At 46.6% G+C, this 21,370-nt stretch carries 21 protein-coding genes; 18 read left to right on the top strand and 3 right to left on the bottom strand.

Annotation, left to right across the window (positions count from 1 at the left end):
* The first annotated feature begins 18 nt into the window (after positions 1-18).
* From J2Z34_RS08660 to fba, 5 genes are all read left to right on the top strand, one after another.
* A complete protein-coding gene (locus J2Z34_RS08660) occupies positions 19-1,437 on the top strand; it encodes a sensor histidine kinase (RefSeq protein WP_245250578.1) in 1,419 nt (472 codons plus the stop codon).
* Positions 1,421-2,944 carry a hypothetical protein gene (locus J2Z34_RS08655; RefSeq protein ID WP_209459465.1) on the top strand — a complete coding sequence of 508 codons (1,524 nt, stop codon included), beginning with the start codon at positions 1,421-1,423 and terminating at the stop codon, positions 2,942-2,944. The genes J2Z34_RS08660 and J2Z34_RS08655 overlap by 17 nt, the downstream gene beginning before the upstream one ends.
* Positions 2,945-3,059: 115 nt before the next feature.
* On the top strand, positions 3,060-3,977 hold the full coding sequence (locus J2Z34_RS08650; RefSeq protein ID WP_209459464.1) for a diacylglycerol/lipid kinase family protein: 918 nt from the start codon (positions 3,060-3,062) through the stop codon (positions 3,975-3,977).
* A 154-nt stretch (positions 3,978-4,131) separates the two neighbouring features.
* Positions 4,132-4,593, top strand: coding sequence for a hypothetical protein (locus J2Z34_RS08645; RefSeq protein ID WP_209459463.1), 462 nt, complete (start codon positions 4,132-4,134; stop codon positions 4,591-4,593).
* Between the two features lie 61 nt (positions 4,594-4,654).
* Positions 4,655-5,587, top strand: a complete 933-nt coding sequence (gene fba, locus J2Z34_RS08640) for a class II fructose-1,6-bisphosphate aldolase (RefSeq protein ID WP_209459462.1) — start codon at positions 4,655-4,657, stop codon at positions 5,585-5,587.
* 52 nt (positions 5,588-5,639) lie between these two features.
* Here fba and J2Z34_RS08635 read toward each other — a convergent pair whose 3' ends face one another.
* Positions 5,640-6,200: a hypothetical protein gene (locus J2Z34_RS08635; RefSeq protein ID WP_209459461.1), complete on the bottom strand. Its 561-nt coding sequence runs from the start codon at positions 6,198-6,200 to the stop codon at positions 5,640-5,642.
* Positions 6,201-6,400: 200 nt separating this feature from the next.
* On the opposite strand from J2Z34_RS08635, the gene J2Z34_RS08630 reads away from it, so the two are divergent.
* From J2Z34_RS08630 to J2Z34_RS08605, 6 genes are all read left to right on the top strand, one after another.
* The gene (locus J2Z34_RS08630; RefSeq protein WP_209459460.1) at positions 6,401-8,425 is read left to right on the top strand and encodes a urocanate hydratase; all 2,025 of its coding nucleotides are present in this window, start codon (positions 6,401-6,403) and stop codon (positions 8,423-8,425) included.
* Positions 8,409-9,302, top strand: a complete 894-nt coding sequence (gene ftcD / locus J2Z34_RS08625; protein ID WP_209459459.1) for a glutamate formimidoyltransferase — start codon at positions 8,409-8,411, stop codon at positions 9,300-9,302. Before J2Z34_RS08630 ends, ftcD begins: the two co-directional genes overlap by 17 nt.
* Entirely contained in the window at positions 9,302-10,576 is a 1,275-nt protein-coding gene (gene hutI, locus J2Z34_RS08620) for an imidazolonepropionase (protein ID WP_209459458.1), read from the top strand. Before ftcD ends, hutI begins: the two co-directional genes overlap by 1 nt.
* Entirely contained in the window at positions 10,558-11,478 is a 921-nt protein-coding gene (locus J2Z34_RS08615; RefSeq protein WP_209459457.1) for an NAD(P)/FAD-dependent oxidoreductase, read from the top strand. The genes hutI and J2Z34_RS08615 overlap by 19 nt, the downstream gene beginning before the upstream one ends.
* Before the next feature lie 486 nt (positions 11,479-11,964).
* A complete protein-coding gene (locus J2Z34_RS08610; protein WP_209459456.1) occupies positions 11,965-12,408 on the top strand; it encodes a nuclear transport factor 2 family protein in 444 nt (147 codons plus the stop codon).
* Positions 12,409-12,508: 100 nt separating this feature from the next.
* Positions 12,509-13,366: a proline iminopeptidase-family hydrolase gene (locus J2Z34_RS08605; RefSeq protein ID WP_209459455.1), complete on the top strand. Its 858-nt coding sequence runs from the start codon at positions 12,509-12,511 to the stop codon at positions 13,364-13,366.
* Positions 13,367-13,470: 104 nt separating this feature from the next.
* On the opposite strand, the gene J2Z34_RS08600 is transcribed toward J2Z34_RS08605, so the two are convergent.
* The gene (locus J2Z34_RS08600; RefSeq protein WP_209459454.1) at positions 13,471-14,100 is read right to left on the bottom strand and encodes a RusA family crossover junction endodeoxyribonuclease; all 630 of its coding nucleotides are present in this window, start codon (positions 14,098-14,100) and stop codon (positions 13,471-13,473) included.
* A gap of 154 nt (positions 14,101-14,254) precedes the next feature.
* Here J2Z34_RS08600 and tsaD point away from each other — a divergent pair, with 154 nt between their 5' ends.
* The 5 genes from tsaD (at position 14,255) to J2Z34_RS08575 (ending at position 19,052) form a co-directional block, all read left to right on the top strand.
* Complete coding sequence (gene tsaD, locus J2Z34_RS08595) at positions 14,255-15,274, top strand: tRNA (adenosine(37)-N6)-threonylcarbamoyltransferase complex transferase subunit TsaD (RefSeq protein ID WP_209459453.1); 1,020 nt, start codon at positions 14,255-14,257, stop codon at positions 15,272-15,274.
* A gap of 4 nt (positions 15,275-15,278) precedes the next feature.
* Positions 15,279-16,271 (top strand): alpha/beta fold hydrolase, encoded by a 993-nt coding sequence (locus J2Z34_RS08590; RefSeq protein ID WP_209459452.1) that lies wholly within the window; start codon positions 15,279-15,281, stop codon positions 16,269-16,271.
* Between the two features lie 248 nt (positions 16,272-16,519).
* Complete coding sequence (locus J2Z34_RS08585; protein ID WP_209459451.1) at positions 16,520-17,905, top strand: S1C family serine protease; 1,386 nt, start codon at positions 16,520-16,522, stop codon at positions 17,903-17,905.
* A 95-nt stretch (positions 17,906-18,000) separates the two neighbouring features.
* Positions 18,001-18,639, top strand: coding sequence for a CDGSH iron-sulfur domain-containing protein (locus tag J2Z34_RS08580; RefSeq protein WP_209459450.1), 639 nt, complete (start codon positions 18,001-18,003; stop codon positions 18,637-18,639).
* Positions 18,640-18,725: 86 nt separating this feature from the next.
* Positions 18,726-19,052, top strand: a complete 327-nt coding sequence (locus J2Z34_RS08575; protein ID WP_209459449.1) for a rhodanese-like domain-containing protein — start codon at positions 18,726-18,728, stop codon at positions 19,050-19,052.
* A 44-nt stretch (positions 19,053-19,096) separates the two neighbouring features.
* Here J2Z34_RS08575 and J2Z34_RS08570 read toward each other — a convergent pair whose 3' ends face one another.
* On the bottom strand, positions 19,097-19,963 hold the full coding sequence (locus tag J2Z34_RS08570; RefSeq protein ID WP_209459448.1) for a LysR family transcriptional regulator: 867 nt from the start codon (positions 19,961-19,963) through the stop codon (positions 19,097-19,099).
* A 159-nt stretch (positions 19,964-20,122) separates the two neighbouring features.
* On the opposite strand from J2Z34_RS08570, the gene J2Z34_RS08565 reads away from it, so the two are divergent.
* Complete coding sequence (locus J2Z34_RS08565; RefSeq protein ID WP_209459447.1) at positions 20,123-20,665, top strand: chromate transporter; 543 nt, start codon at positions 20,123-20,125, stop codon at positions 20,663-20,665.
* Positions 20,666-21,187, top strand: a complete 522-nt coding sequence (locus J2Z34_RS08560; RefSeq protein WP_245250577.1) for a chromate transporter — start codon at positions 20,666-20,668, stop codon at positions 21,185-21,187. It begins immediately after the preceding gene.
* The last annotated feature ends 183 nt before the right edge of the window (positions 21,188-21,370 follow it).

Here is a 21,370-nt window from a genome sequence, read left to right as displayed (position 1 = left end):
TACAAAGAGGTGCGCGAATTGGGAAGGTACAACAGCCTGAAGAACAGGATGGCAAGGAACTACATGATCATAATCTTCATTTCGGTGTTCGTCACCGAATTTGCCACCATGCTCCTGCTTCAGGAATATTTCTACAACAACATAAGGACGACCCTTGAGAACCAGCTGAGGATATCAGCGGATTTCTATGAAAGGTACTTTTCCGACCAGAGCCTTGAGGACAATGTCTATGGAGATGTGGACGCATTCTGGAAGCAGACTGACGCAGAGGTACAGATAATTAACCTGGAGGGTGTCGTGATCCTCGATTCACAGGGAACCAGGCCCAAGGGCGTAAGGGATGAGAAGGACATAATAGCAGCTCTTTCAGGAGGGACAGATTACCTGTTGTTCAACAAGGAAGGGACAGGCCAGAAGGTAATGGCAGTCTCATATCCTCTTACAGATGGCACGGGCATTGTCGGAGCACTTCGGTTCATTACCTCAATGAGGGATGTGGACAGGACACTTAGGGTCATTGCACTGAACTTCGGGCTGTTCGCCATAGTTGTGGTTGCTGTAACAGCAGCTATAAGCCAGATCCTGTCAAAGAAGATAATAAGGCCGATCGAGGAGCTTACTGCAACTGCTGAAGAGATTTCCTCCGGGAACTATAACGTAGTCAGCAGGAAGTACAACGATGACGAGGTTGGAAAGCTTTCCGACACCTTCAACTACATGACCAGGGAAATCAGGAAGAAGGATGCCCTGAAGAATGACTTCATATCATCCGTATCCCATGAGCTCAGGACACCGCTAACAGCAATTAAGGGCTGGGCGATAACCTTGCAGGATGAGAGCACTGACAGGCAGCTATTGTCAGACGGCCTGGACATCATATCAAATGAGACCGACAGGCTTAAGAACATGGTGGAGGAGCTTCTTGACTTTTCGAAGTTCGTATCAGGCAAGATTACCCTGGACCTTGAGAAGGTCGACATAACAAGGCTATTCGACTTCATCTGGAAGAACATGGAGGACAGGGCCAACAGAGAAGGTAAGAAGTTCAAAGTCAACAGGAAGGACAACATGGGATTCATAACAGCCGACGCCAACAGGCTGAAGCAGGTTTTCATAAACCTCATAGACAATGCCTTCAAGTTTACCGGGCCGGGTGGAGAGATCACAGTGTCAATGGAAAAGACTGAAAAGCATCTTGACTTCATAGTGACAGACAACGGCATAGGTATTGGTTCTGAGGATATCGACAAGGTGAAGGAGAAGTTCTTCAAGGGAAAGACTTCAAATTCATCGAATGGAATAGGACTTTCGATCTGTGATGAGATAGCTAAGCTGCATGGCGGAGAACTTGTGATAAAGAGCGAAGTGGGAAAGGGAACCGAGATAAGGATGAGGATTCCCTTAAAGGGAGTGGTGAATTATGAAAAGAACAAATAGAATAATCACCCACGTGATTAGAATAATCACTTTGATGGCCTGCACCCTCATGCTATTTGGATGCTCTTTGGGCATCTCTGGTAATGAGAGGGTAGTGCATGCCCCTGAACCTGCAACGCTTGAAATAGAAGGAAGCTACAGCTACCTTTCTGTGGTGCCACTTGAAGGTACTGTTGAAATAAGCGAATCTGACTATAAGAGCCTCACAGCATACTTTGATACGAAAGAGGCCAGGGTCGGAAGTGAAACTGTCAAGTCACCTGAATATAAGGTTAAGCTCGTCAATGTGTTTGATTTCCTGCTCAACAGGTACAGGCTCAATCCATCCAGACTTAATCTAAAGGACGGCGAGATGGAGGTATACGACATCAGTACCGAGAATAAGTCATTCTATCAGGTTTTCAGCCTGGAGAAGGACATGATCGGGATCATACAGGGGAAGAACTTCATTAAGCTTGTCAGAAGCGGAGATGCAGTACCGACTACAGAGAAGTCATCAGGAGCAGCTCCGGAAATGGATATGGCCTTTGACTCATCAAGCAAGGTCATTTCCTATCAGCCGAAGGCAGGAGTGCTCATAGGCCTCAAGTCAGAGAGGACAAAGGATGAAGGTACAGCGTACAGGACGCTTTGGATATACAGCAATGGAGAATTCCAGGATGCATACGAGGTCAGGGACATCTTGTTCCCCAGGAAGGAGTTCATGCTGCTTTCCGTTCAAAGGTACATTGAGGAGAATAAGGTATTCGAGTCGCTGCTTATAAAGCCTGCTGGAAGGCAGGTAATAACGGAGAATGAGCTGGGAACGCCTGTTGTGACAGCCGAAAGGTTCATTGATGTCGGCTTTGTAGGGAACGACTACATCGGCATAACCCAGGGGACAAGCATTTCAAAAGCTGACATGAGCCTTCCGTACCAGAAGATCCTGGCTGTTGACAACTATACTGAGTACAGGGGTGTCAATATAACAGAAATCGCAGGGGAAGAGGGGATGGAAGCCCTGAAAAGCTCGTATGAAAGTGAGAGCATAAGGGACAGCTCGCTTGAAACGAAGGGAGGTAGCATCGGTAACCTTTCTGAAAGCCTCGCAATGGAGAGGAGAAACGGTCACTGGGTGCTGACTGCAAGGCTTAATTCTGTCAGGGAGCCGGCAAAGGACTATAAGGACATTACAGTCTCACTTATCCCTCCTGCAAAGCTTGTCACATATGATGAGCTGCAGGTATCATGGAGCAGGATAAAGGAAATGGTTCCTGAAGCAAAGGATGTCATAAATGCTCCGGGAAATGCGTTCGTAATCGTCAGGACTCCAAGATATCTCATAATGTTCATGTACGACGAGAACATGAACCTCTCAGTAAGGCCGGCAATGACAATAGCAGTCGATGAGGATGAGGAGATAATAATGGCTGAATGGGCAAGGGGAGACTTCGTTGACAGATGGACTGAGACAGCTTCCTCTGCTGGTGTGAAGGTTCATCCGGAGGTAAGTGTCAAAGACAATTGAAAATTCGCTTAAATATTGATTAACATAATTGAAGCAGAGCATAAGATGCTATACTTGAAGAAGAGATCCGCAAAGGTTAGGCGGAGTAAAAAAATAACGGATTTGGTGGTAATTTATGAGTCCCGTAAAGCATTTGTTCATAGTAAACCCGGCTGCCGGTAACGGAATAGCTCTCAGGATGGCAAGGACCATCGGCAAGCTCTTCAGGGAGCTGAAGCAGAAATACAAGGATATAGATTACGAGATAGTCTTCACTAGATATGAGGGGCATGCGACTGAAATCGCAAGGGACTTTTCGTCAACAGGAGACTACCGCATATACGCAGTCGGTGGGGACGGTACCCTTAATGAGGTCCTTAACGGCATGGTTGGGACAAACTCTACACTTGCATGCATTCCGGGAGGATCCGGGAATGACTTCATAAAGTCAGTGGTCAAGAAGTTCGACAGGAGGAGGATTCTCCTCGACACAATTCTTGGGACTGAAAAGGAAGTCGACCTGGGAATGGCTGACGACAGGTATTTTCTGAACATCGCGTCACTTGGCTTTGACGCCAACGTGGTAAAGAATGCAGAAAAGTACAAGACAGGGCCGATTATTCCCAACAAGGTCTCGTATCTTTTGAGCGTAATCTCCACCGCAATGGACATAAAGCCTGAGAAGGTGAGGATAATTGCCGACGGAGAGGTATTCGACGAAGAAGTATTCATGGTGGCTGTAGCAAACGGAAAGTACTATGGCGGTGGCATAAAGATAGCACCACTTGCTGATATCAACGACGGGCTTCTTGATGTCCTGATTGTCACTGACATCGACAGGGCGAAGGTCATGAAGTTCCTTCCAAAGGCAATTGCGGGAAAGCACATGGGTCTTGAAGAGCTTCAGTACAGAAGATGCAAAAGGGTGGAAATAATCGCTGAGGAGCCGGTATACATCAATGTGGATGGCGAGCTAGCTGCAAGGAAACAGGTTGTATTCTCAATCGCTGACAAGAAGATAAAGATGGTTTTCCCAAGGGAAATAGAAGAATAGGCACTAAGGAGCGGATTTTTGCTTTCACAGATGCGGTTTATCGCATTTGTGAAGGTAAAAGATTCGTTTTTTTGCGGTTTTTTTAACTACTTTGGTTTTTGTTAACAATTTTGTGGTTAAATATATACATAAGACTATCGTGGAGGTAGGAAAAGTGAAGGTCAAAAAGAACGCAAACAAGGCAGGAAGGACCATTGGAAGAGCCTTGAGCGCCACAGTGGAGTTTACCGGTGACGCAATTGGGCTTGCAGCTCTGAGGATGGACAGGAAGGAGCTGGCTTACAAGGCTATTACAGGCTCCAGGACAGTAGGGGAGGAAGGCAGGAAATTCATAGAGACCACCTTCAATGCTGCAGGTGAGCTTCTGGAAGAAGCTGTTTCAGAAATCGATGTTGAAGACCTGAAGGAAAAGGTAGACAAGGCAAAAGAGAGTGTAGGCCATATCACCATTAACATAAAAGATGCTATAATGGATAAGGCGGGCTCATTCTCAAGGACCGAGACAAGGATTTACGGTGATTCAAGCCATTTCTATGGCGAAAGCGACAAGATTGAGCCTGAAGGCGAGGAAGAGTCAGGAGGAATCAGGTTCGAGCTCGGTAATGATGAAGACTGATTTCGTTACATTTGCTATCTATAATTAATATAGATATCCCAAAACCAAGGAGGTAATGTAAATGGCACTAGTAACTTCAACCGAAATGTTCAAGAAGGCGTATGCAGGACAGTATGCGATAGGAGCCTTCAATGTCAACAACATGGAGATAATCCAGGGAATAGTTGATGCTGCAAAGCAGGAAAAGTCAGCTATAATTCTCCAGGTATCTGCAGGTGCGAGAAAGTATGCGAATCCAATATACCTGAGGAAGCTTGTAGAGGCAGCTATCGAAGATTCAGGTCTGGACATAGTTCTCCATCTTGACCATGGTGACAGTGTGGAAATGTGCAAGAAGTGCGTTGATGACGGATTCACATCAGTCATGATCGATGCTTCACATCATTCATTTGAAGAGAATATCAGGATAACCAAGGAAGTCGTAGACTACGCACACAGCAAGGGCGTAGTTGTAGAGGCTGAGCTTGGAAGACTCGCTGGTGTTGAAGATTCAGTCAACGTAAGCAAGGAAGATGCATCATATACCGATCCTGACCAGGCTGTAGAGTTCGTACAGAGAACAGGCATTGACTCTCTGGCAATAGCCATCGGAACAAGCCATGGTGCATACAAGTTCAAGGGAGAGCCAAAGCTCGACTTCGCAAGGCTCGAGGTAATAACAAACCTTCTTCCAAATTTCCCGCTTGTTCTTCATGGAGCATCGACAGTACTTCCTGAGTTCGTAGAGCTCTGCAACAAGTACGGCGGAAACATCCCCGGAGCGCAGGGAGTTCCTGAGCACATGCTGAGACAGGCTTCAAAGCTTGGAGTATGCAAGATCAACATAGACACAGACCTGAGGCTCGCAATGACTGCAGCCATCAGAAGGCATCTTGTTGAGAACCCATCGGACTTCGACCCAAGAAAGTATCTCGGGCCGGCAAGGGATGCTATACAGGGAATGGTACAGCACAAGATAAAGAACGTACTCGGTTCAAGCAACTCAATGCTATAAGAAGACAATTGAGCAATAAAAAAACTTCCGCTTTTTGCGGAAGTTTTTTAAATTACTGGCTCTTTTTCTGGTTTTCGCTGTCCCTTGGCCTGTAGGTTGAATCCTTGTACTCCTGAGGCTTCTTTGCGATGAGGTATACACCTGCCATGATCACTGCAAGAGATGTAAGTGAACCTGCTGTAAGCCATACAGGAAGCTCACCTGTATACCTGCTGATTCCAAGAAGGACTCCGATGAGTATCAGCGCAAGTGAGACAACCAGAAGTCCTCTGTCCTTTGGCTTTGCCACATAGTACTGGAGAAGCGCTGCGCCTGTCACTGCTATCATCACCGGACCTGTCATGCCTGGAATGATGTCAAGGAATTCTCTGAGCAGAAGGAACGTACCCATGCCTGTGAGAATGCCGCCTGGAATAAGGACCCCTGGGTCCCTTCCCTTCAGCTTGTCTCCAGCGAAGTAGTCAATCTCCATGAACAGTCCAGGCAGCAGTATGAATAGCGGCCACAGGTTCCTGACTCCAAAAAATCCATTTAGGAAAACTGAGTTGTAAAATGCCGCGCTTCCGACTATCACGAGGATCAATCCTATATAGTAATTCGACTTGTTTTTCATTTACTTCCTCCCCCTGATGCAATAGCATCCTTTCATGACTACATTTTATCAGTCTCATTTAGCGTCAGGCGGTTTTTAATTGAAATTTAACTCTTCGACAGGAAGCATAGCCTTAATAAGCGGATGAATCCTGTAAAGCTTTTACATGTCCAGACAGATGGATTACAATGTAAGTAGCGAAAAAAGAAGAGGTGTGTCTTATGATTGGCAATGAGGCTATTGAAAGATCCATGTCGATAAAGCTTTGGGGACCACTGCCTGAATACCCTGGATTTGTGGAAGGAATAAGGCGTGCTCCTGACAGGGGGTATAACCTGGATCCTGCTGATACCAGGCTGGCAATTAAGAATGCACTCAGGTACATACCTGAGGAGCACCATGAGAAGATGGCAGGGGAATTCCTGGATGAGCTCAGAAGCAGAGGAAGGATCTATGGCTACAGGTTCAGGCCTGAGGGCAGGATCTACGGGAAACCTGTTGATGAGTACAAGGGTAAATGCCTGGAGGGCAGGGCCATACAGGTGATGCTGGACAACAACCTTGATTTCGAGACCGCACTTTATCCTTACGAGCTCGTTACCTATGGCGAGACAGGCCAGGTATGCCAGAACTGGATGCAGTATCTGCTGATAAAGAGGTACCTAGAGGAGCTTGAGGATGATATGACACTTGTGATAGAGTCCGGACATCCTTTGGGTCTTTTTCCGAGCCATAATCTTGCTCCAAGGGTCATAATAACCAATTCACTGATGGTTGGCATGTTTGACAACCAGAAGGACTGGCACCGCGCAATGCAGATAGGCGTTGCCAACTACGGACAGATGACAGCCGGCGGACTCATGTACATCGGACCACAGGGAATAGTCCACGGCACGTTCAATACGATAATCAATGCAGGCAGGCTTAAGCTTAAGGTGTCAGGCGATGACCTTAGAGGCAGGCTTTTCGTATCATCAGGCCTGGGCGGCATGAGCGGAGCTCAGCCGAAGGCTGCGGACATTGCGCGCTGCTGCTCCATAGTCGCAGAGGTCGACATGTCGAGGATTGAAACAAGACTAACCCAGGGGTGGGTGAAGGCAATTGCCAGAAGCCCGGAGGAAGCATTTTCAATTGCTTATGAAGCGATGGCTTCCGGACAGACTGTTTCAGTTGCGTTCCACGGCAACATCGTGGACCTTCTTCAGCATGCTGTTGACAATTCCATCCATATAGACCTTCTGTCAGACCAGACCAGCTGCCATGCGGCATATGACGGAGGCTACTGCCCTCAGGGGATAAGCTTCGAGGAGAGGACAAGGCTCCTAAAGGAGGACAGGGATACCTTCAAGGGAATGGTCGACAAGACTCTTAGAAAACACTTCGAGCTGATAAGGACACTGACCTCAAGGGGGACATATTTCTTCGACTATGGGAACTCGTTCATGAAGGCAGTGTATGATGCAGGAGTCACTGAAATATCAAAGAACGGACATGATGAGAAGGATGGATTCATATTCCCTTCCTATGTGGAGGACATCATGGGGCCTGAGCTCTTTGACTATGGCTACGGTCCCTTCAGATGGGTCTGTCTCTCAGGAAGGGAAGAAGACCTTGAGAGGACCGACAAGGCTGCCATGGATGCAATAGACCGCTTCAGACGTCCTCAGGACATGGATAACTACATCTGGATACGGGATGCGAAGGAAAACAACATGGTTGTGGGTACCAAGGCGAGGATCCTTTACCAGGACGGTGAAGGAAGGCTGGCAATCGCCCTTAAGTTCAATGAGATGGTAAGGAACAAGGAGATAGGTCCTGTGATGCTGGGAAGGGACCATCATGATGTTTCGGGTACCGATTCTCCATTCAGGGAGACCTCCAACATAAAAGACGGCTCGAACATCATGGCAGATATGGCTGTACAATGCTTTGCCGGCAACGCTGCCAGGGGAATGACCATGGTAGCTCTCCATAATGGAGGGGGAGTAGGTATAGGAAAGGCCATAAACGGCGGATTCGGAATGGTGCTTGACGGGAGTGAGAGGGTTGACTCCATACTTAAGGTTGCAATGCCATGGGATGTATATGGAGGAGTAGCCAGGAGGTCATGGGCAAGGAATGATAATGCCATAGCGACAAGCATCGGATACAATGCAAAGGGCAAAGGGCAGGTTACAGTGCCGAGGCTTGCTGATGACGCTTTGCTTGACAGGATATTGGGGGTAAGTGATGGACAGGATAGTTGAATGCGTGCCAAACTACAGCACAGGCCGTGACCCGGGACTCCTTGAAAGGATAGCCGGCTGCTTCAGAGGCAAAGAAGGGGTAAAGCTCCTTGACTACACCAGTGACGTTGACCACAACAGGTCTGTGGTGACTGTGGTAGGAGAGCCTCTGAGCATAAAGAAGGCTGTCCTTGAATCAGTGAAGGTGGCTCTTGATTCAATAGACATGAGACAGCATACCGGTGCACACCCCAGGATGGGTGCAGTTGATGTCATCCCATTCATTCCCATAAAGGGAGTAAGCGTTGAGGAGGCCATAGCTCTGTCAAGGGAGGTTGGACAGGCAGTCGGGGAACTTGGGATACCTGTATACCTGTACGAGAAGAGCGCGACCAGGCCTGACAGGGAGAACCTGGCGAACATAAGGAAGGGACAATTCGAGGGACTGAAGGAGAAGATGGCAAAGGAAGGCTGGGAGAGCGATTTCGGTCCGAAAAGTCCCCATGAGACCTTCGGAGCTGTTGTAATCGGAGCAAGGATGCCACTTGTGGCTTTCAATGTGAACCTGGGAACCTCTGACATAAAGGTTGCGGACGAGATTGCGAGGAAGGTCAGGCACATCGGCGGAGGGCTGAGGTTCGTGAAGGCCATGGGTGTCAGCCTCACTGAAAGGAAACAGGTCCAGGTGAGCATGAACCTGACGGACTTTTCAAAGACATCGATCTACAGCGCACTGGAGAACGTAAGGTTCGAGGCAAGAAGATACGGGGTCAGTGTAGTCGGGACTGAGATAGTAGGCCTTGTGCCGCTTAAGGCACTGTCTGATTCACTTGAATACTACATGGGGCTTGAGAACTTCTCTGCTGACCAGATCCTTGAAACGAGGCTGATGGAATAATGGAGAAGGATAAACTGATATATGGACTTGCAAGCCTTGCCACTCCATTGGGAAATACTCCTAAAGGAGGTTCTGAGCAGGGCAGGATAGTTGAAATGATCAGGCCTTCAGTGATACTAAGCGGAGGGAAGATATCAAGAGTGCTCAGTGAGTCTGAAGCAGGCATGCTGGAGACAGGGGACTATGAAGTTATCGATGGAACAGGCATGACGCTTCTTCCTGGATTTGTGGATCCTCACACCCATCTGGTTTTCGGCGGTACCAGGGAGGAGGAATTCTCCATGAGGCTTAGAGGCGAGAGCTATATGGAGATCATGAAGAAGGGCGGAGGAATCGCATCAAGCGTTGCAAAAACCAAAGGGGCAAGCTTTGAGGATCTTTTGGCTACGACAAGGAAGCATCTCATGGGAATGGCTTCCCACGGCATCACAACAGTGGAGGCAAAGAGCGGATACGGACTGGATAAGGAGACGGAGCTCAAGCAGCTGAGGGTTGTGAAAAAGCTCAATGACGAAGGAATCATTGAGATAGTCTCCACATTCATGGGTGCACACTCAGTACCTCCGGAATACAAAGGCAGGGAAAGTGATTTCCTTGATATGCTCATAGAGGATGTGCTTCCTTCTGTAAAGGAAGAGGACCTTGCTGAATTCTGCGATATCTTCTGCGAGAAGGGAGTATTCTCGGTTGAGGATTCAAGGGAATACCTGAAGAAATGCAATGATATGGGCTTCAGGCTCAAGCTTCATGCTGACGAGATGAGTGACCTGGGAGGAGCGTATCTTGCAGCTGAAATTAAAGCTATCAGTGCAGACCATCTGCTGAAGGCTTCTGAAAAAGGGCTGCAGGCAATGAAGGAAGCTGGAGTAATACCTGTGCTTCTGCCTCTTACTGCATTTTCACTGAAGGAAGAGTATGCAGACGGACGCTGGATGATAGACATGGGACTTCCGGTGGCATTGGGCACGGATTTCAATCCCGGAAGCTCATATTCATATTCGATACCTCTCATGGCAGCCCTTGCATGCCTGCAGATGAGGCTCACTCCCGAAGAGATGCTAACTGCGCTGACTCTTAACAGCGCATGTGCTATTGGAAGAGGAGAAAGAAAGGGTACGATAGAGGAAGGCAAGGATGCTGACCTGGTGCTGATAGACGCATCATCATACAGGTTTTTGCCATACCATTTCGGCGTGAACCAGGCAGCGATGACAATCAAGGCAGGTAAGGTAATATACACAAGGAGCGACGACAGATGGAAACATATGATGTAGCGGTAATCGGAGGCGGCGCGGCAGGAATGTCGGCCGCAATAGCAGCCAAAGAAAAGGGAGCCGCAAGGGTTCTTATACTGGAGAGAGACGATGTCTTAGGCGGAGTGCTGAACGAACTGATAGAACCCCTTACAGGCTGGGATGGAGGCCTGACCGGAGTGGAGCTCGCTGACAGCATGGCCGGAAGGACCGGTGTCAGAAAGGTTATCGTGAAGACGGGAACACTAGTCCTCACAGTCACTAAAGACAGAGTGATAAAGTACGTGAACGGAATCGAGGGTGTCAGGGAAATAGAGGCTAAGACAATCGTCTTTGCGACAGGTGCCAGGGAGCGTCCCAGAGGGCTGCTCAACATCAGCTCGAAGCGTTCAGCTGGAATAATGAGCGTAGGCTCAGCAAGGAAGCTCATCGTCAATGACGGGTTCCTGCCCGGGAAGAACGTGGTTATATACGGCGGTGACAGGAATGGCATTTACCTTGCAAGGATGCTGGTAGTAGAGGGAGCCCGGAGTGTTACTTTAGTAGAGCCCGGAAAAACCTTCAAGAACTGGGATGAAAGCATGGACAGACTTATAACATATCCTGGTGTGGAGGTAAAGCTCGGAGCAAGGATCCTTGAGATTACTGAAAACGGAAGGATATCTGCTGTAAAAATCAGGACAAGCCTTCCTGAAGAAATGACCGAGGTCATAGAATGCGATGCACTCCTCCTTTCAGTAGGTCTTGACCCTTCAAGAAGGCTTTTCAAAAGATTCAGGAGAAATCTGGACGAGATGGGCATGTTCACCGCGGGAAATGCCGAAGAGGTATCCTACGACTGCAGGACGGCCATGGAAAGCGGATCAGCTGCAGGAGCAGATGCAGCAGCATATGCAACAGGGATGCTGCAGACAGAACAATAGTTTAAACTAAAAGCTTCAGCTGGAATGGCTGAAGCACTTTTTTCGTTGTCCAACAGAAGCATGTATTGAATTATGGGTATTTGAAAGTTATTTGTTTCAAATGTAAATGAAGTGGCATGTAATTGAATAAATGATTAATTTCATTGTTGTTCAGATGGTCTGCTTGAATCAGCATTTCATAGTGCTATAATTTAAGTGGATAATAGTGATATATTTTGATAGTCAAAGTGAATTTAGTTTAGTTGGGTTTTCAGCAGAGTTCTTAAATTGGACATCGGTGAGTATCTCCAGTCAGTGTATACAGTGTCTAATGGTCTGTGGTTGAATAATAATGGAGCTGCATCTGAATGGTGTGTGTATATGATTAGCAGAATGGCTGTATGTGGAGTGAGGATTGGTAATGGATCATTTCGTGTGCAAGAGTTTTAGTGTAGCAAACCTTGAATTTTGTTCGGAAAATAGCCTGTAAAAATGGAGGAAAAATTAATGTCAGAAATTCCTGTCATAGACCTGATCCGTGAAGTTAGGGATGCATTCAATTCCCATGATATTGAGAAAATACTTTCTATGACAGCTGAGGATTCCGTCTGGACTACTTCAAGCGGGATATTCAGAGGCAAGGCTGAGGTGCGGCGATATCTTGTATGGTTTTTTGATGGAATCAAGAACTTCACTCTGCATGAAATAGGTATCGGCACGGTGGCAAAAGACAGGTGGGGTGTATCTGAGTACTACGTAACCGGAACTGTAGATAAGAAGCCTGTTGAATTTCCGGGATATTCTACATACGAGTTTGATGAGTCAAATAAGATGAAATCAAAGAAGATAATATTCGATAGACTTGGACTTGCTGAAATGATAGTTGACGACATCGTCTCGAAAAAGGTGGTTCATACTGTAGCAAAGAAGGTCCAGGAAGGGCTTGACTGAAAGTACGGAAGTAAGATTGGATGATTAACAAAAGCAGGCTTAAGTGACATTCTGTGCGATAACTCAAGATTTAAGTGAAAACCTGAAGGAGGGAATCATTTTGGAAGAAGGCTTCATCAATATCAGGGGAAAAAACATTTGGTATGGTGTATTTGGCAAGGAAAAGGAAGGAACACCTATGCTTGTTGTCCACGGCGGACCAGGCTTCTGCTCAGTGATAGAATCAGGCGATGACCTGTCAGAAGATCGTCCGGTATATATGTATGATCAGCTTGGAAGTCTCAGGTCAGATAAGGCTGACAGCATTGAGGAGTACACAACAGATTATTTTGTTGAAGAACTGGATGAAGTGAGGAAAGCACTTGGACTTTACAAGGTTGTCCTTATGGGAACTTCATGGGGCGGTGGACTTGTTTCAAAGTATATGTTGGACAAAAACCCTGAAGGAGTAAGCGCATTGGTCCTGAACTCACCGTTCCTTAGCGCCAGGTTTTTCGAAGAGGATGTAGAGAGGAACATGAAGAGGCTGCCGGAAAAGGCGAGAGAAACCATCGAAAGGCTTGAGAAAGAGGGTAATTACGGAGAAGAGTATCAGGGGGCCATAATGGAGTACTACAAGGTATATGGCTGCAGGAAGAGACCCGTTCCTGAAATGGTAATGAAGATGATGATGACGGCAAATTATGATGTATATGGTAAACTGCAGGGTCCGAGTGAGATAAAGCTTTCAGGGGACCTACGAGATTTCAATCTGCTTCCTGAACTTGGAAAACTAAAAGTGCCAGTGCTTCTCGTTTCTGGCGACAATGATGAGATTGCAGTTGAGTCAATGAGAGCATATCAGCTTGCCATTCCTGATTCAAGGCTAGCCATCATTCCTGATGCCGGACATCTTAATGCTATTGAACAGCCTGAATATTTTAAGGCGATAGTCAACCAGTTCACAAAAAGATTCTGACAATCAAGTTAAATATTTATTATGAATGATTATGACAAGGGGAGCCGATGAGGCTCCCCTTAAAATATGACTCAATATAATTTAGTTCTAAAGTTGCTTATTTGCTAGAGCAGCTTGTTAAAGCAACTCCTGCAGATTATTGTCCTTCCTGCATCGGCACTTATGAAGTCGCGGCCCGAAATGGGCTTTTTGCAGACAGAGCAGCAGTTGCTGCCACTAATCACATCTGACTTCTTCACTGGTTTCGGTTTGATCCTCATTTCACCCTTCTTGTTGGATGCCAGGTCGTAGGATTTCATTGGCAGAGGTGTTTCTCTCTTGAGCACCTGGTATGTCAGGTTGAATTCGCTGTCACCGAAGAGCTCTAGCTCGAATCTAGGGTTCTCCCTGTCATAGTATTCTTCGATGACGAGCCTTGTAATCTGGGCATCGTTTATTATAAGCCCTGACTTTTCAATGCCGTCGAATATGCTTTTTGTAATGTTGTTGGTGTCAGGATGGCGCTTCTCGCTCTTGTAATAGACCCTGAGGATCGCAATGAGGGATTCGTCAAGGACGAGTCCGGGATTCTGCGACATTGCGGTGAAGGCTATCTCCTGCTCGTAGTTGGCGTACCTGTCATGGTATTTGCCGGAGTTCATGGGAAGGAAAGAGCGTCCTTCCTTGTTTATAAGCTTAAAGTTTGATTTGGTTATAGGTGTTCCCATAACCACTACCTTGGCATAGCTTGTCATAGCATCTCCCCGGATTTTGCATCCTGTGCGTATTCAAAAATGAATTTTATTAAAATGTTAAAGCCGTGTTAAGCTTGATTGTTTAAAATATTAGTTCAGGCTATAATATTATAGGCTAATGAAAAAAATAATTCAACCGATGAGGTTAACATAGATGAAAGATATATTAATACTAGCTATAGAATCGAGCTGCGACGAGACCGCTGCGAGCGTAGTGCGCAACGGCAGGGAAGTGCTTTCGAACATAATATCGTCACAGATCATGGAACACAGGAAATTTGGCGGAGTAGTACCTGAGGTAGCTTCAAGGAAGCATGTGGAGAATGTATCCTGGGTTGTGGATGAAGCCTTGAAGGAGGCTGGAGTCAAAGCCTCGGACCTTGATGCAGTTGCCGTAACCTACGGTCCCGGACTTGTAGGAGCCCTTCTCGTAGGTCTTCAGTTCGCGAAGGGATTCGCTTTCTCTCTGGGAAAGCCACTGATTGGAGTAAATCATATAGAGGGGCATATCGCCGCCAACTACATAGAGCACAAGGACCTGGTTCCGCCATTCGTATCACTCGTGGTATCAGGCGGGCATACCTTCATTGTCCATGTCAAGGACTATGGAGATTTCGAGGTGTTGGGAGAAACAAGGGATGATGCTGCCGGAGAAGCCTTCGACAAGGTCGCAAGGGCGCTTTCGCTTAACTATCCCGGAGGCCCTGAGATTGACAGGGTGGCAAAACTTGGAAATCCTGATGCAATCAGGTTCCCCAAAGCGAATTTCCATGAGAACACTTTAGACTTTTCCTTCAGCGGGCTTAAGAGTGCAGTTCTCAATTATCTTAACTCAGCAAAGCAGAAGGGCATTGAAATAAGCGTGCCTGACGTTGCAGCATCGTTCCAGAAGGCAGTTGTTTCAGTTCTGACCGAAAATGTCATTGCGACAATAAAGGACAGGAAGCTGGACAAGATTGCAATAGCAGGAGGTGTGGCATCGAATACTTCATTGCGTGAAAGCCTGACCCAGGCTGCAGAAAAGCTTGGTGCCAAGGTGCTTTTCCCGTCAACTATACTATGCACAGACAACGCGGCAATGATAGCAAGTGCAGCATACTTCGAGCACATAAGCGGGAAGGAATCCCTCATGTCGCTTAATGCCAAGCCAGGCCTTACCCTGGGAGCGAGGTAGATGGATGAGGCATATAGAGAATTCAAACAGTCTCCACAGGTTCAAGAAGACGAAGATTATCAACAAAGCTAACATCATCAGGGCCTCAGTTCTTTTCGTAGTTGCCCTGTTTATATTCGGATATATGTATGAAAACGGCGAGGCAAGGAAATATGTTGGCGCAGCGCCTGGAAAGAGCATTACCGTAAACGGCATAGGCTATAACTATGAAGCAACCGCAGGTAAGGGCTACAAGATAATAGTAGCCGGAGCCGCAGGCGAGTCCATGCTGAGCAGAAAAGCCCTTTCTGAGGCATTTGGAGAAGACCATAAGCTGTTCTTCTTCGACAGGCCCGGATATGGCTCTACAGACGGAGATGCCAAGTCACCTAAGGAGCTTGCAGAAGACCTTCATTTCATGTTCAGGAAGTTCGGGTGGTCCACAGGCTACATATTGGTAGGCGAAGAGTTCGGAAGTCTTGTCATGCAGGAGTTCATCAACATGTATCCAGACGAGGTCCTTGGAGCTATAATGATCAATCCTGTGGGTCCAGCATTAGGCTCAGAGACCATGGATACCTATATAGAAGATTCCAGGGAAGGAATGGAGGAAATAAGGACACTTGGTACCTTCGGTATACCGAGAATCCTGAGCAATGCCGGAGTAGCTAGGTTCAACAGGGAAGTTGACATCGATTCGGATGCCGACCTGGATTTCTATTCGAACCTTTGGCTTACGAATGCACACCTTAAGGCCTTCGAGGCAGAACTGGCTGAAATGTCTGCCCTTGATGCAATAAAAGCTGTCGACGGTGCCCTAGGAGTGAGGCCGGTCTATCTCATGACTACAAACAGGCATCTCCAGGATATGAAGCAGTCGGAGATCCTGTCTTATTCATCAGACCAGGAAACCGTGATAGTCAGTGACAGCGTGAAAGAAATACTTCTGGAAAGATCTGAAGATGTCATATCGATACTGAACGGACTTATGAAGAAGCTAAAGAGGATTGACCTTTAAAACAGTCAAGCAATTCGATTATGTCAAGGTGATTTACAGCCTAACCACACAAAGAGAAAAGTGTGGTTAGGCTATTTTGATTCTTATGCTTATAAATTGAAGATATTTGAATGATTCCTGGGGAAATTGCTTCAGAATCAGATTGCTTATAGCTGCTCAAGGCCACAGTAAAGAATTTCATGGCGTCACGAAATTGTAACATTCATGGCTTATCATAAGAGTATGAAAAATCATACAGGAGGTTTCAAATGATGGATGAAGAAAAAGACAGGATAATCGGGAATGAAATCCCGGAAGATATAGAGGATACAGCAGAATTTGAAAAGGTTCCGGACAATAACCCTGAAACAGAACCGGAGTCATTTATTGAGGCTGAACCAGAGATTAGTGAGGATGCTGTTTCTGAAGAACCCACCGCACCATGGGAGAGAAGGAAGTACGTTCCGCCTGCACAGGATGAAAGGCCAATAAGGCAGCCAGAGTTCCGTGTAAGAGGTGGAAGCTATCCTCCGGAGCCGCAGAGGAAGGGAATTGGAGCAATGACAGCAATTGCCATAGCTCTTGTTTTCACCCTGCTTGGAACGGCTCTCGGCATCCATAGTGCCTATAACATATTGCCTGGTACGGCACTGTTTGAAAACAGCAGGCTCGGAAAACTTATAGCGGAATCTCAGACGAAGACTGAATATATTGCAACACCTGTGGTTGCCTCAGACGGTCTGACAATACCTGAAATTGTTGACATGGTAAAGCCTGCAGTTGTAACAGTCACGTCTCAGGTGCCTGCAGGAGCAAGCTTCTTCAATCCTCAGGGTGGAACGGAGGAAGTAATCGGCACGGGATTCATCCTGAACGAGGAAGGATACATAGCCACCAACTATCATGTTGTCGAAGGCTCAGTTGAGCTTAAGGTGATACTTTATACCGGAGAGGTTGTGGACGCTTCAGTAATCAATTATGATGCGCTTGCAGACCTTGCTGTAATAAGGATAACAGGCGACATTGAGGTGCCTGGTGTTGTAAAGCTTGGAAACTCAGACGCAATGAGAGTGGGAGAGACGGTTGTTACGATCGGAAACCCCCTTGGAAAGGAATTTGCAGGCACTGTTACGGCGGGAGTTGTCTCAGCGCTTGACAGGACAATAAGCATAGGGAATTCATCCTACCAGTACATCCAGATAGATGCCGCGATTAACGGCGGAAATTCAGGAGGACCACTGATCAATGGAAACGGAGAGGTCGTTGGAATCAATTCAGCGAAGATATCCGACTCGACTGTTGAAGGAATTGGCTTTGCGATACCTATAAACGACCTTAAGTCAAAGCTTAACGTGCTTTCCCAGAAGGCACTTTATGTAGGCATAGCAGGCAGGGAAATCAATGCTGCAACAGCTCAGCAAAGAAACATGCCTGAAGGCATACTTATACTTGAAATTCAGGAGGGCAGCCCTGCTGAGGAAAGCGACCTTGAAATCAATGACGTGATAACGGAATTCGAAGGCAAGGCAGTCAAGACAGTCTCAGAGCTCAATACGCTGAGAGATACGAAGAAGGCCGGCGAAACGATAACCCTAAAGGTATACAGGAACGGTGAATACGTACAGGTTCAGGTGACACTCAGAGAAAGACCATAAATCCATAATGATAGAACAAGACGCCGCAGGCAAAAGGTCTGCGGCGTCTTATTGTCCAAAAGAGTGCAAAGATAGTATAATCAAGCTAAAAGGATTTGGAGCTGATATTTATGGAGAAGGATCCTATGATCATATTTTCAAGAAATACACCATATCTTGCGGTCAACGTAAAAAAGATAACGATAGACGGTGAAGGCGAAATAGATGTAAGAGAAGTCGCATCCCTTTGCAGATGCGGCAAATCCAAAAGGAAGCCTTTCTGCGACGGGTCCCATAACGAGGAGGGACTTGACGAGGAGAGGAGCGAAGACTGCCCTACTTCAAGGATAAGAAGGTATCAGGGGAATGGAATAACAATAATTTTCAATTCAGTGCTCTGTTATCACAGTGGAAGGTGCCTGAAAGGGCTGCCAATGGTGTTCGACAGGGACAGAAGGCCATGGATAAAGGCTGATGCGGCAGAATGGGAGAAAATAGCGGAGGTCATAGAGACCTGTCCGTCAGGTGCGCTTGACTACGAACTTAAAGACGGGAACACCTTCGAGGCAGATATCAAAGACGGAATATCCTACAGGAAGAACGGTCCTTTCAAGGTCACCGGCAATATAGAGCTTCGCAATGAGGAGGGGATAAAGCCATTCGTGAAGGAAAGGTACGCCCTTTGCAGATGCGGAAAGTCCAGGAACAAACCATTCTGTGACGGGACACATATGGATAATCCTTTTGAAGAATGATTGAAATTTTCACTTGACAGGGACGGAACTTTCATATATTCTAATATTGCAATATATGAATATTAAAAATGGAGTTGAAGAATAATATGTTTGGATTATTTGGTGGCGGAAACAAAGTAGAACCTGAAGTACTCAAGGAAAACATAGGAAACAAGGAAGTTCTCATATTGGACGTAAGGACCAAGGATGAGTTCAAAGGCGGACACATCAAGGGAGCAAAGAATGTTCCAGTAGAAGTAATTGACACCAGACTCAAGGAGATTGAGGCATACAAGGACAAGCAGGTCCTCGTATACTGCCACAGCGGCGCAAGAAGCGCAAGGGCTGCAAGCTTCCTGAGGAGTGCAGGCTTTTCAGATGTCAAGGACATGAAGGGCGGCATAATGAACTGGAGATATGAGACTGTAAAGTAAGATAAGACTGTTCCAGACCGGATGACCGGTATGGAACAGTCTTTTTATTTGCACAAGTCCATGAATGCCTGCATGCCTGGGGTAATGAACTTGTTTCTATGATGGATGATCCTGAAGCACCTCTCGAAGGCTGCTCCTTTAAGTCTGAGCATCCTTATCTTCCCGGCATCAATATCCTCCTTCACAAGAAGATAGGGGAGAAAGGATACACCAAGTCCTGCCGCAACAGCCTTGACAATTGCCTGTGTGCTTATGCTTTCGAAGGAAGGTTTCATTTCAAAGCCAAAGGACGAGAATATACCCTCCAAAGTCTCCCTTCCAGCACTGCCACGCTCCCTAAGCACCAGGTCCTCGCCAGCAAGCTCCTGAGGGGTGACATCATTCTTGTCTGCAAGTCGATGTGCATTTCCGCAGATGACAACAAGGTCGTCGTCCATGAATTTTTTGTGAGTGATGTATTCGCTATGGACTGTACCCTCCACAAGAGCAAAATCAAGTCGATTCTTAAGCACATGCTCCTCGATCCTGTCTGAGTTGTCGACTACAGCCTCAATCCTTATATCAGGATAGATTTCCCTGAAAGCCTTGATATACCCTGGAAGCAGATAGTTGCCTATGGTGACGCTTGAGCCTATCCTGATGGTTCCCGTCGCATCAATGTTCTTAAGACCCTTTTCCATCTCATCGAATAGTGCGGTTATGTGGTTCGCATACTGAAGGAAGAACTTTCCTGATTCGGTAATCTGGAGCCGCCTCGCTATCCTGTCGAAGAATTTAGTCCCATAATACGATTCCAGCTCTGAAATGGCGAGGCTGACGCTTGGCTGAGCGATGAAAAGCTCCTCTCCCGCAAGTGTGACGCTCCCTGTTTCACAAACCTTCACGAATATCCTTAAGTGCCTTAGAGTCATGATTGCCTCCAATACATAATGAAATTATTATGTTGTTTATAAAATTATACTATTTTACTTAACTAAAATAAACAGCTATATTTGTTCTTGTAAGGCAACCATTCAATATGGCACATGGGATTATAAGCCAGAATAGTTTTTGGCTGCAGGAGGAGATATATGAAGCTGCTTTTTGACATGTTCTTGACATTTTTCAAGATAGGGGCGTTCACCATAGGTGGTGGCTATGCCATGCTTCCTCTAATACAGAGAGAGGTTGTCCTGGTAAAGAAATGGATAAGCGAGGAGGATTTCCTTGATATGGTGGCAATTGCCCAGTCGGCACCAGGACCTCTTGCTGTAAACATTAGCGTCTTTGTTGGCTACAAGGTAAGGGGCGTAATGGGAATAATCGCCTCTGTGCTTGGATCGACACTTCCTTCGTTCGGAATAATAATACTTGTCGCTTCAGTATTCCTTGGAATAGAGAAGCATCCAGCAGTCGAGCAGGTGTTCATGGGTATAAGGCCTGCAGTAGTGGCCCTTATTGCAGCCCCTGTAATAACCATGTCAAGGACAGCAAAGATGAACAGAAGCAACTTCTACATACCATTATCTGCGGTAATACTAGTAGGATTTCTGGGAGTGACTCCGATTTACCTTATAATCGGGTTCATACTGCTCGGGATAGTGAAGACAAAGCTTGAAGGGAGGAAAGGATAAATGGCGATACTGATTGAACTGTTCATCACCTTCTTCAAGATCGGACTCTTCAGCTTTGGCGGCGGATATGCCATGCTTCCCCTCATCCAAAGGGAGGTTGTCACCGTCCATGGCTGGCTAACCGCTGAATCCTTCATAAACATAGTAGGTATAAGTCAGGCGACACCGGGCCCGATAGCGATAAATTCAGCTACATATGTGGGGTATAAGACTGCCGGTATTTTAGGTTCAACCTTCGCGACATTCGGAGTCATACTGCCATCAGTAATCATAATATATGTGATCTCAAGGCTTTTCATGAGATACAAGGACGGAATATACGTCCAGGGTACCCTGAAGGTAATCAGGCTGGGTGCCGTAGGCCTTATAGCAGCCGCAGCTGTGCTGCTGATGGGAGATGTATTCACAGGAGTCTGGAGCGTAATCATTTTCCTTGCTGCATTCATCGCAAGCTTCAGGTTCAATGCGGACCCGATACTGATCGTTGTTCTGTCTGGACTGGCTGGATTCATCATTTTCTAGCGGGAAAAAGATATAAATGAACACTGACTGAATAATAGAAGCCTCTCCCGGGTTAACTTAACCTGAGAGAGGCTTCTCGACTTTTAGCAATTATTGTATTCGTTAAGTTGTTCTTTATCCTGAATCCTCCGGGAAAATGTGCCTGATGAGTTCATGCTCAGCATATCGATCTGCAAAAATGGC

It is taken from the genome of Youngiibacter multivorans (genome assembly GCF_017873395.1).
GTDB lineage: Bacteria > Bacillota > Clostridia > Clostridiales > Clostridiaceae > Youngiibacter > Youngiibacter multivorans.
The sequence above is the reverse complement of the archived record's forward strand: the minus strand, read 5'-3'. Positions and strand labels throughout refer to the sequence as shown.

What these genes read in the sequence shown, in the direction of transcription:
- J2Z34_RS08655 (WP_209459465.1), top strand. Translation starts at nt 1,421, where the DNA reads ATGAAAAGAACAAATAGAATAATCACCCACGTGATTAGAATAATCACT.
- J2Z34_RS08650 (WP_209459464.1), top strand. Translation starts at nt 3,060, where the DNA reads ATGAGTCCCGTAAAGCATTTGTTCATAGTAAACCCGGCTGCCGGTAAC.
- fba (WP_209459462.1), top strand. Translation starts at nt 4,655, where the DNA reads ATGGCACTAGTAACTTCAACCGAAATGTTCAAGAAGGCGTATGCAGGA.
- J2Z34_RS08635 (WP_209459461.1), bottom strand. Translation starts at nt 6,200, where the DNA reads ATGAAAAACAAGTCGAATTACTATATAGGATTGATCCTCGTGATAGTC.
- J2Z34_RS08630 (WP_209459460.1), top strand. Translation starts at nt 6,401, where the DNA reads ATGATTGGCAATGAGGCTATTGAAAGATCCATGTCGATAAAGCTTTGG.
- ftcD (WP_209459459.1), top strand. Translation starts at nt 8,409, where the DNA reads ATGGACAGGATAGTTGAATGCGTGCCAAACTACAGCACAGGCCGTGAC.
- hutI (WP_209459458.1), top strand. Translation starts at nt 9,302, where the DNA reads ATGGAGAAGGATAAACTGATATATGGACTTGCAAGCCTTGCCACTCCA.
- J2Z34_RS08615 (WP_209459457.1), top strand. Translation starts at nt 10,558, where the DNA reads ATGGAAACATATGATGTAGCGGTAATCGGAGGCGGCGCGGCAGGAATG.
- J2Z34_RS08610 (WP_209459456.1), top strand. Translation starts at nt 11,965, where the DNA reads ATGTCAGAAATTCCTGTCATAGACCTGATCCGTGAAGTTAGGGATGCA.
- J2Z34_RS08600 (WP_209459454.1), bottom strand. Translation starts at nt 14,100, where the DNA reads ATGACAAGCTATGCCAAGGTAGTGGTTATGGGAACACCTATAACCAAA.
- tsaD (WP_209459453.1), top strand. Translation starts at nt 14,255, where the DNA reads ATGAAAGATATATTAATACTAGCTATAGAATCGAGCTGCGACGAGACC.
- J2Z34_RS08590 (WP_209459452.1), top strand. Translation starts at nt 15,279, where the DNA reads ATGAGGCATATAGAGAATTCAAACAGTCTCCACAGGTTCAAGAAGACG.
- J2Z34_RS08585 (WP_209459451.1), top strand. Translation starts at nt 16,520, where the DNA reads ATGATGGATGAAGAAAAAGACAGGATAATCGGGAATGAAATCCCGGAA.
- J2Z34_RS08575 (WP_209459449.1), top strand. Translation starts at nt 18,726, where the DNA reads ATGTTTGGATTATTTGGTGGCGGAAACAAAGTAGAACCTGAAGTACTC.
- J2Z34_RS08570 (WP_209459448.1), bottom strand. Translation starts at nt 19,963, where the DNA reads ATGACTCTAAGGCACTTAAGGATATTCGTGAAGGTTTGTGAAACAGGG.
- J2Z34_RS08565 (WP_209459447.1), top strand. Translation starts at nt 20,123, where the DNA reads ATGAAGCTGCTTTTTGACATGTTCTTGACATTTTTCAAGATAGGGGCG.
- J2Z34_RS08560 (WP_245250577.1), top strand. Translation starts at nt 20,666, where the DNA reads ATGGCGATACTGATTGAACTGTTCATCACCTTCTTCAAGATCGGACTC.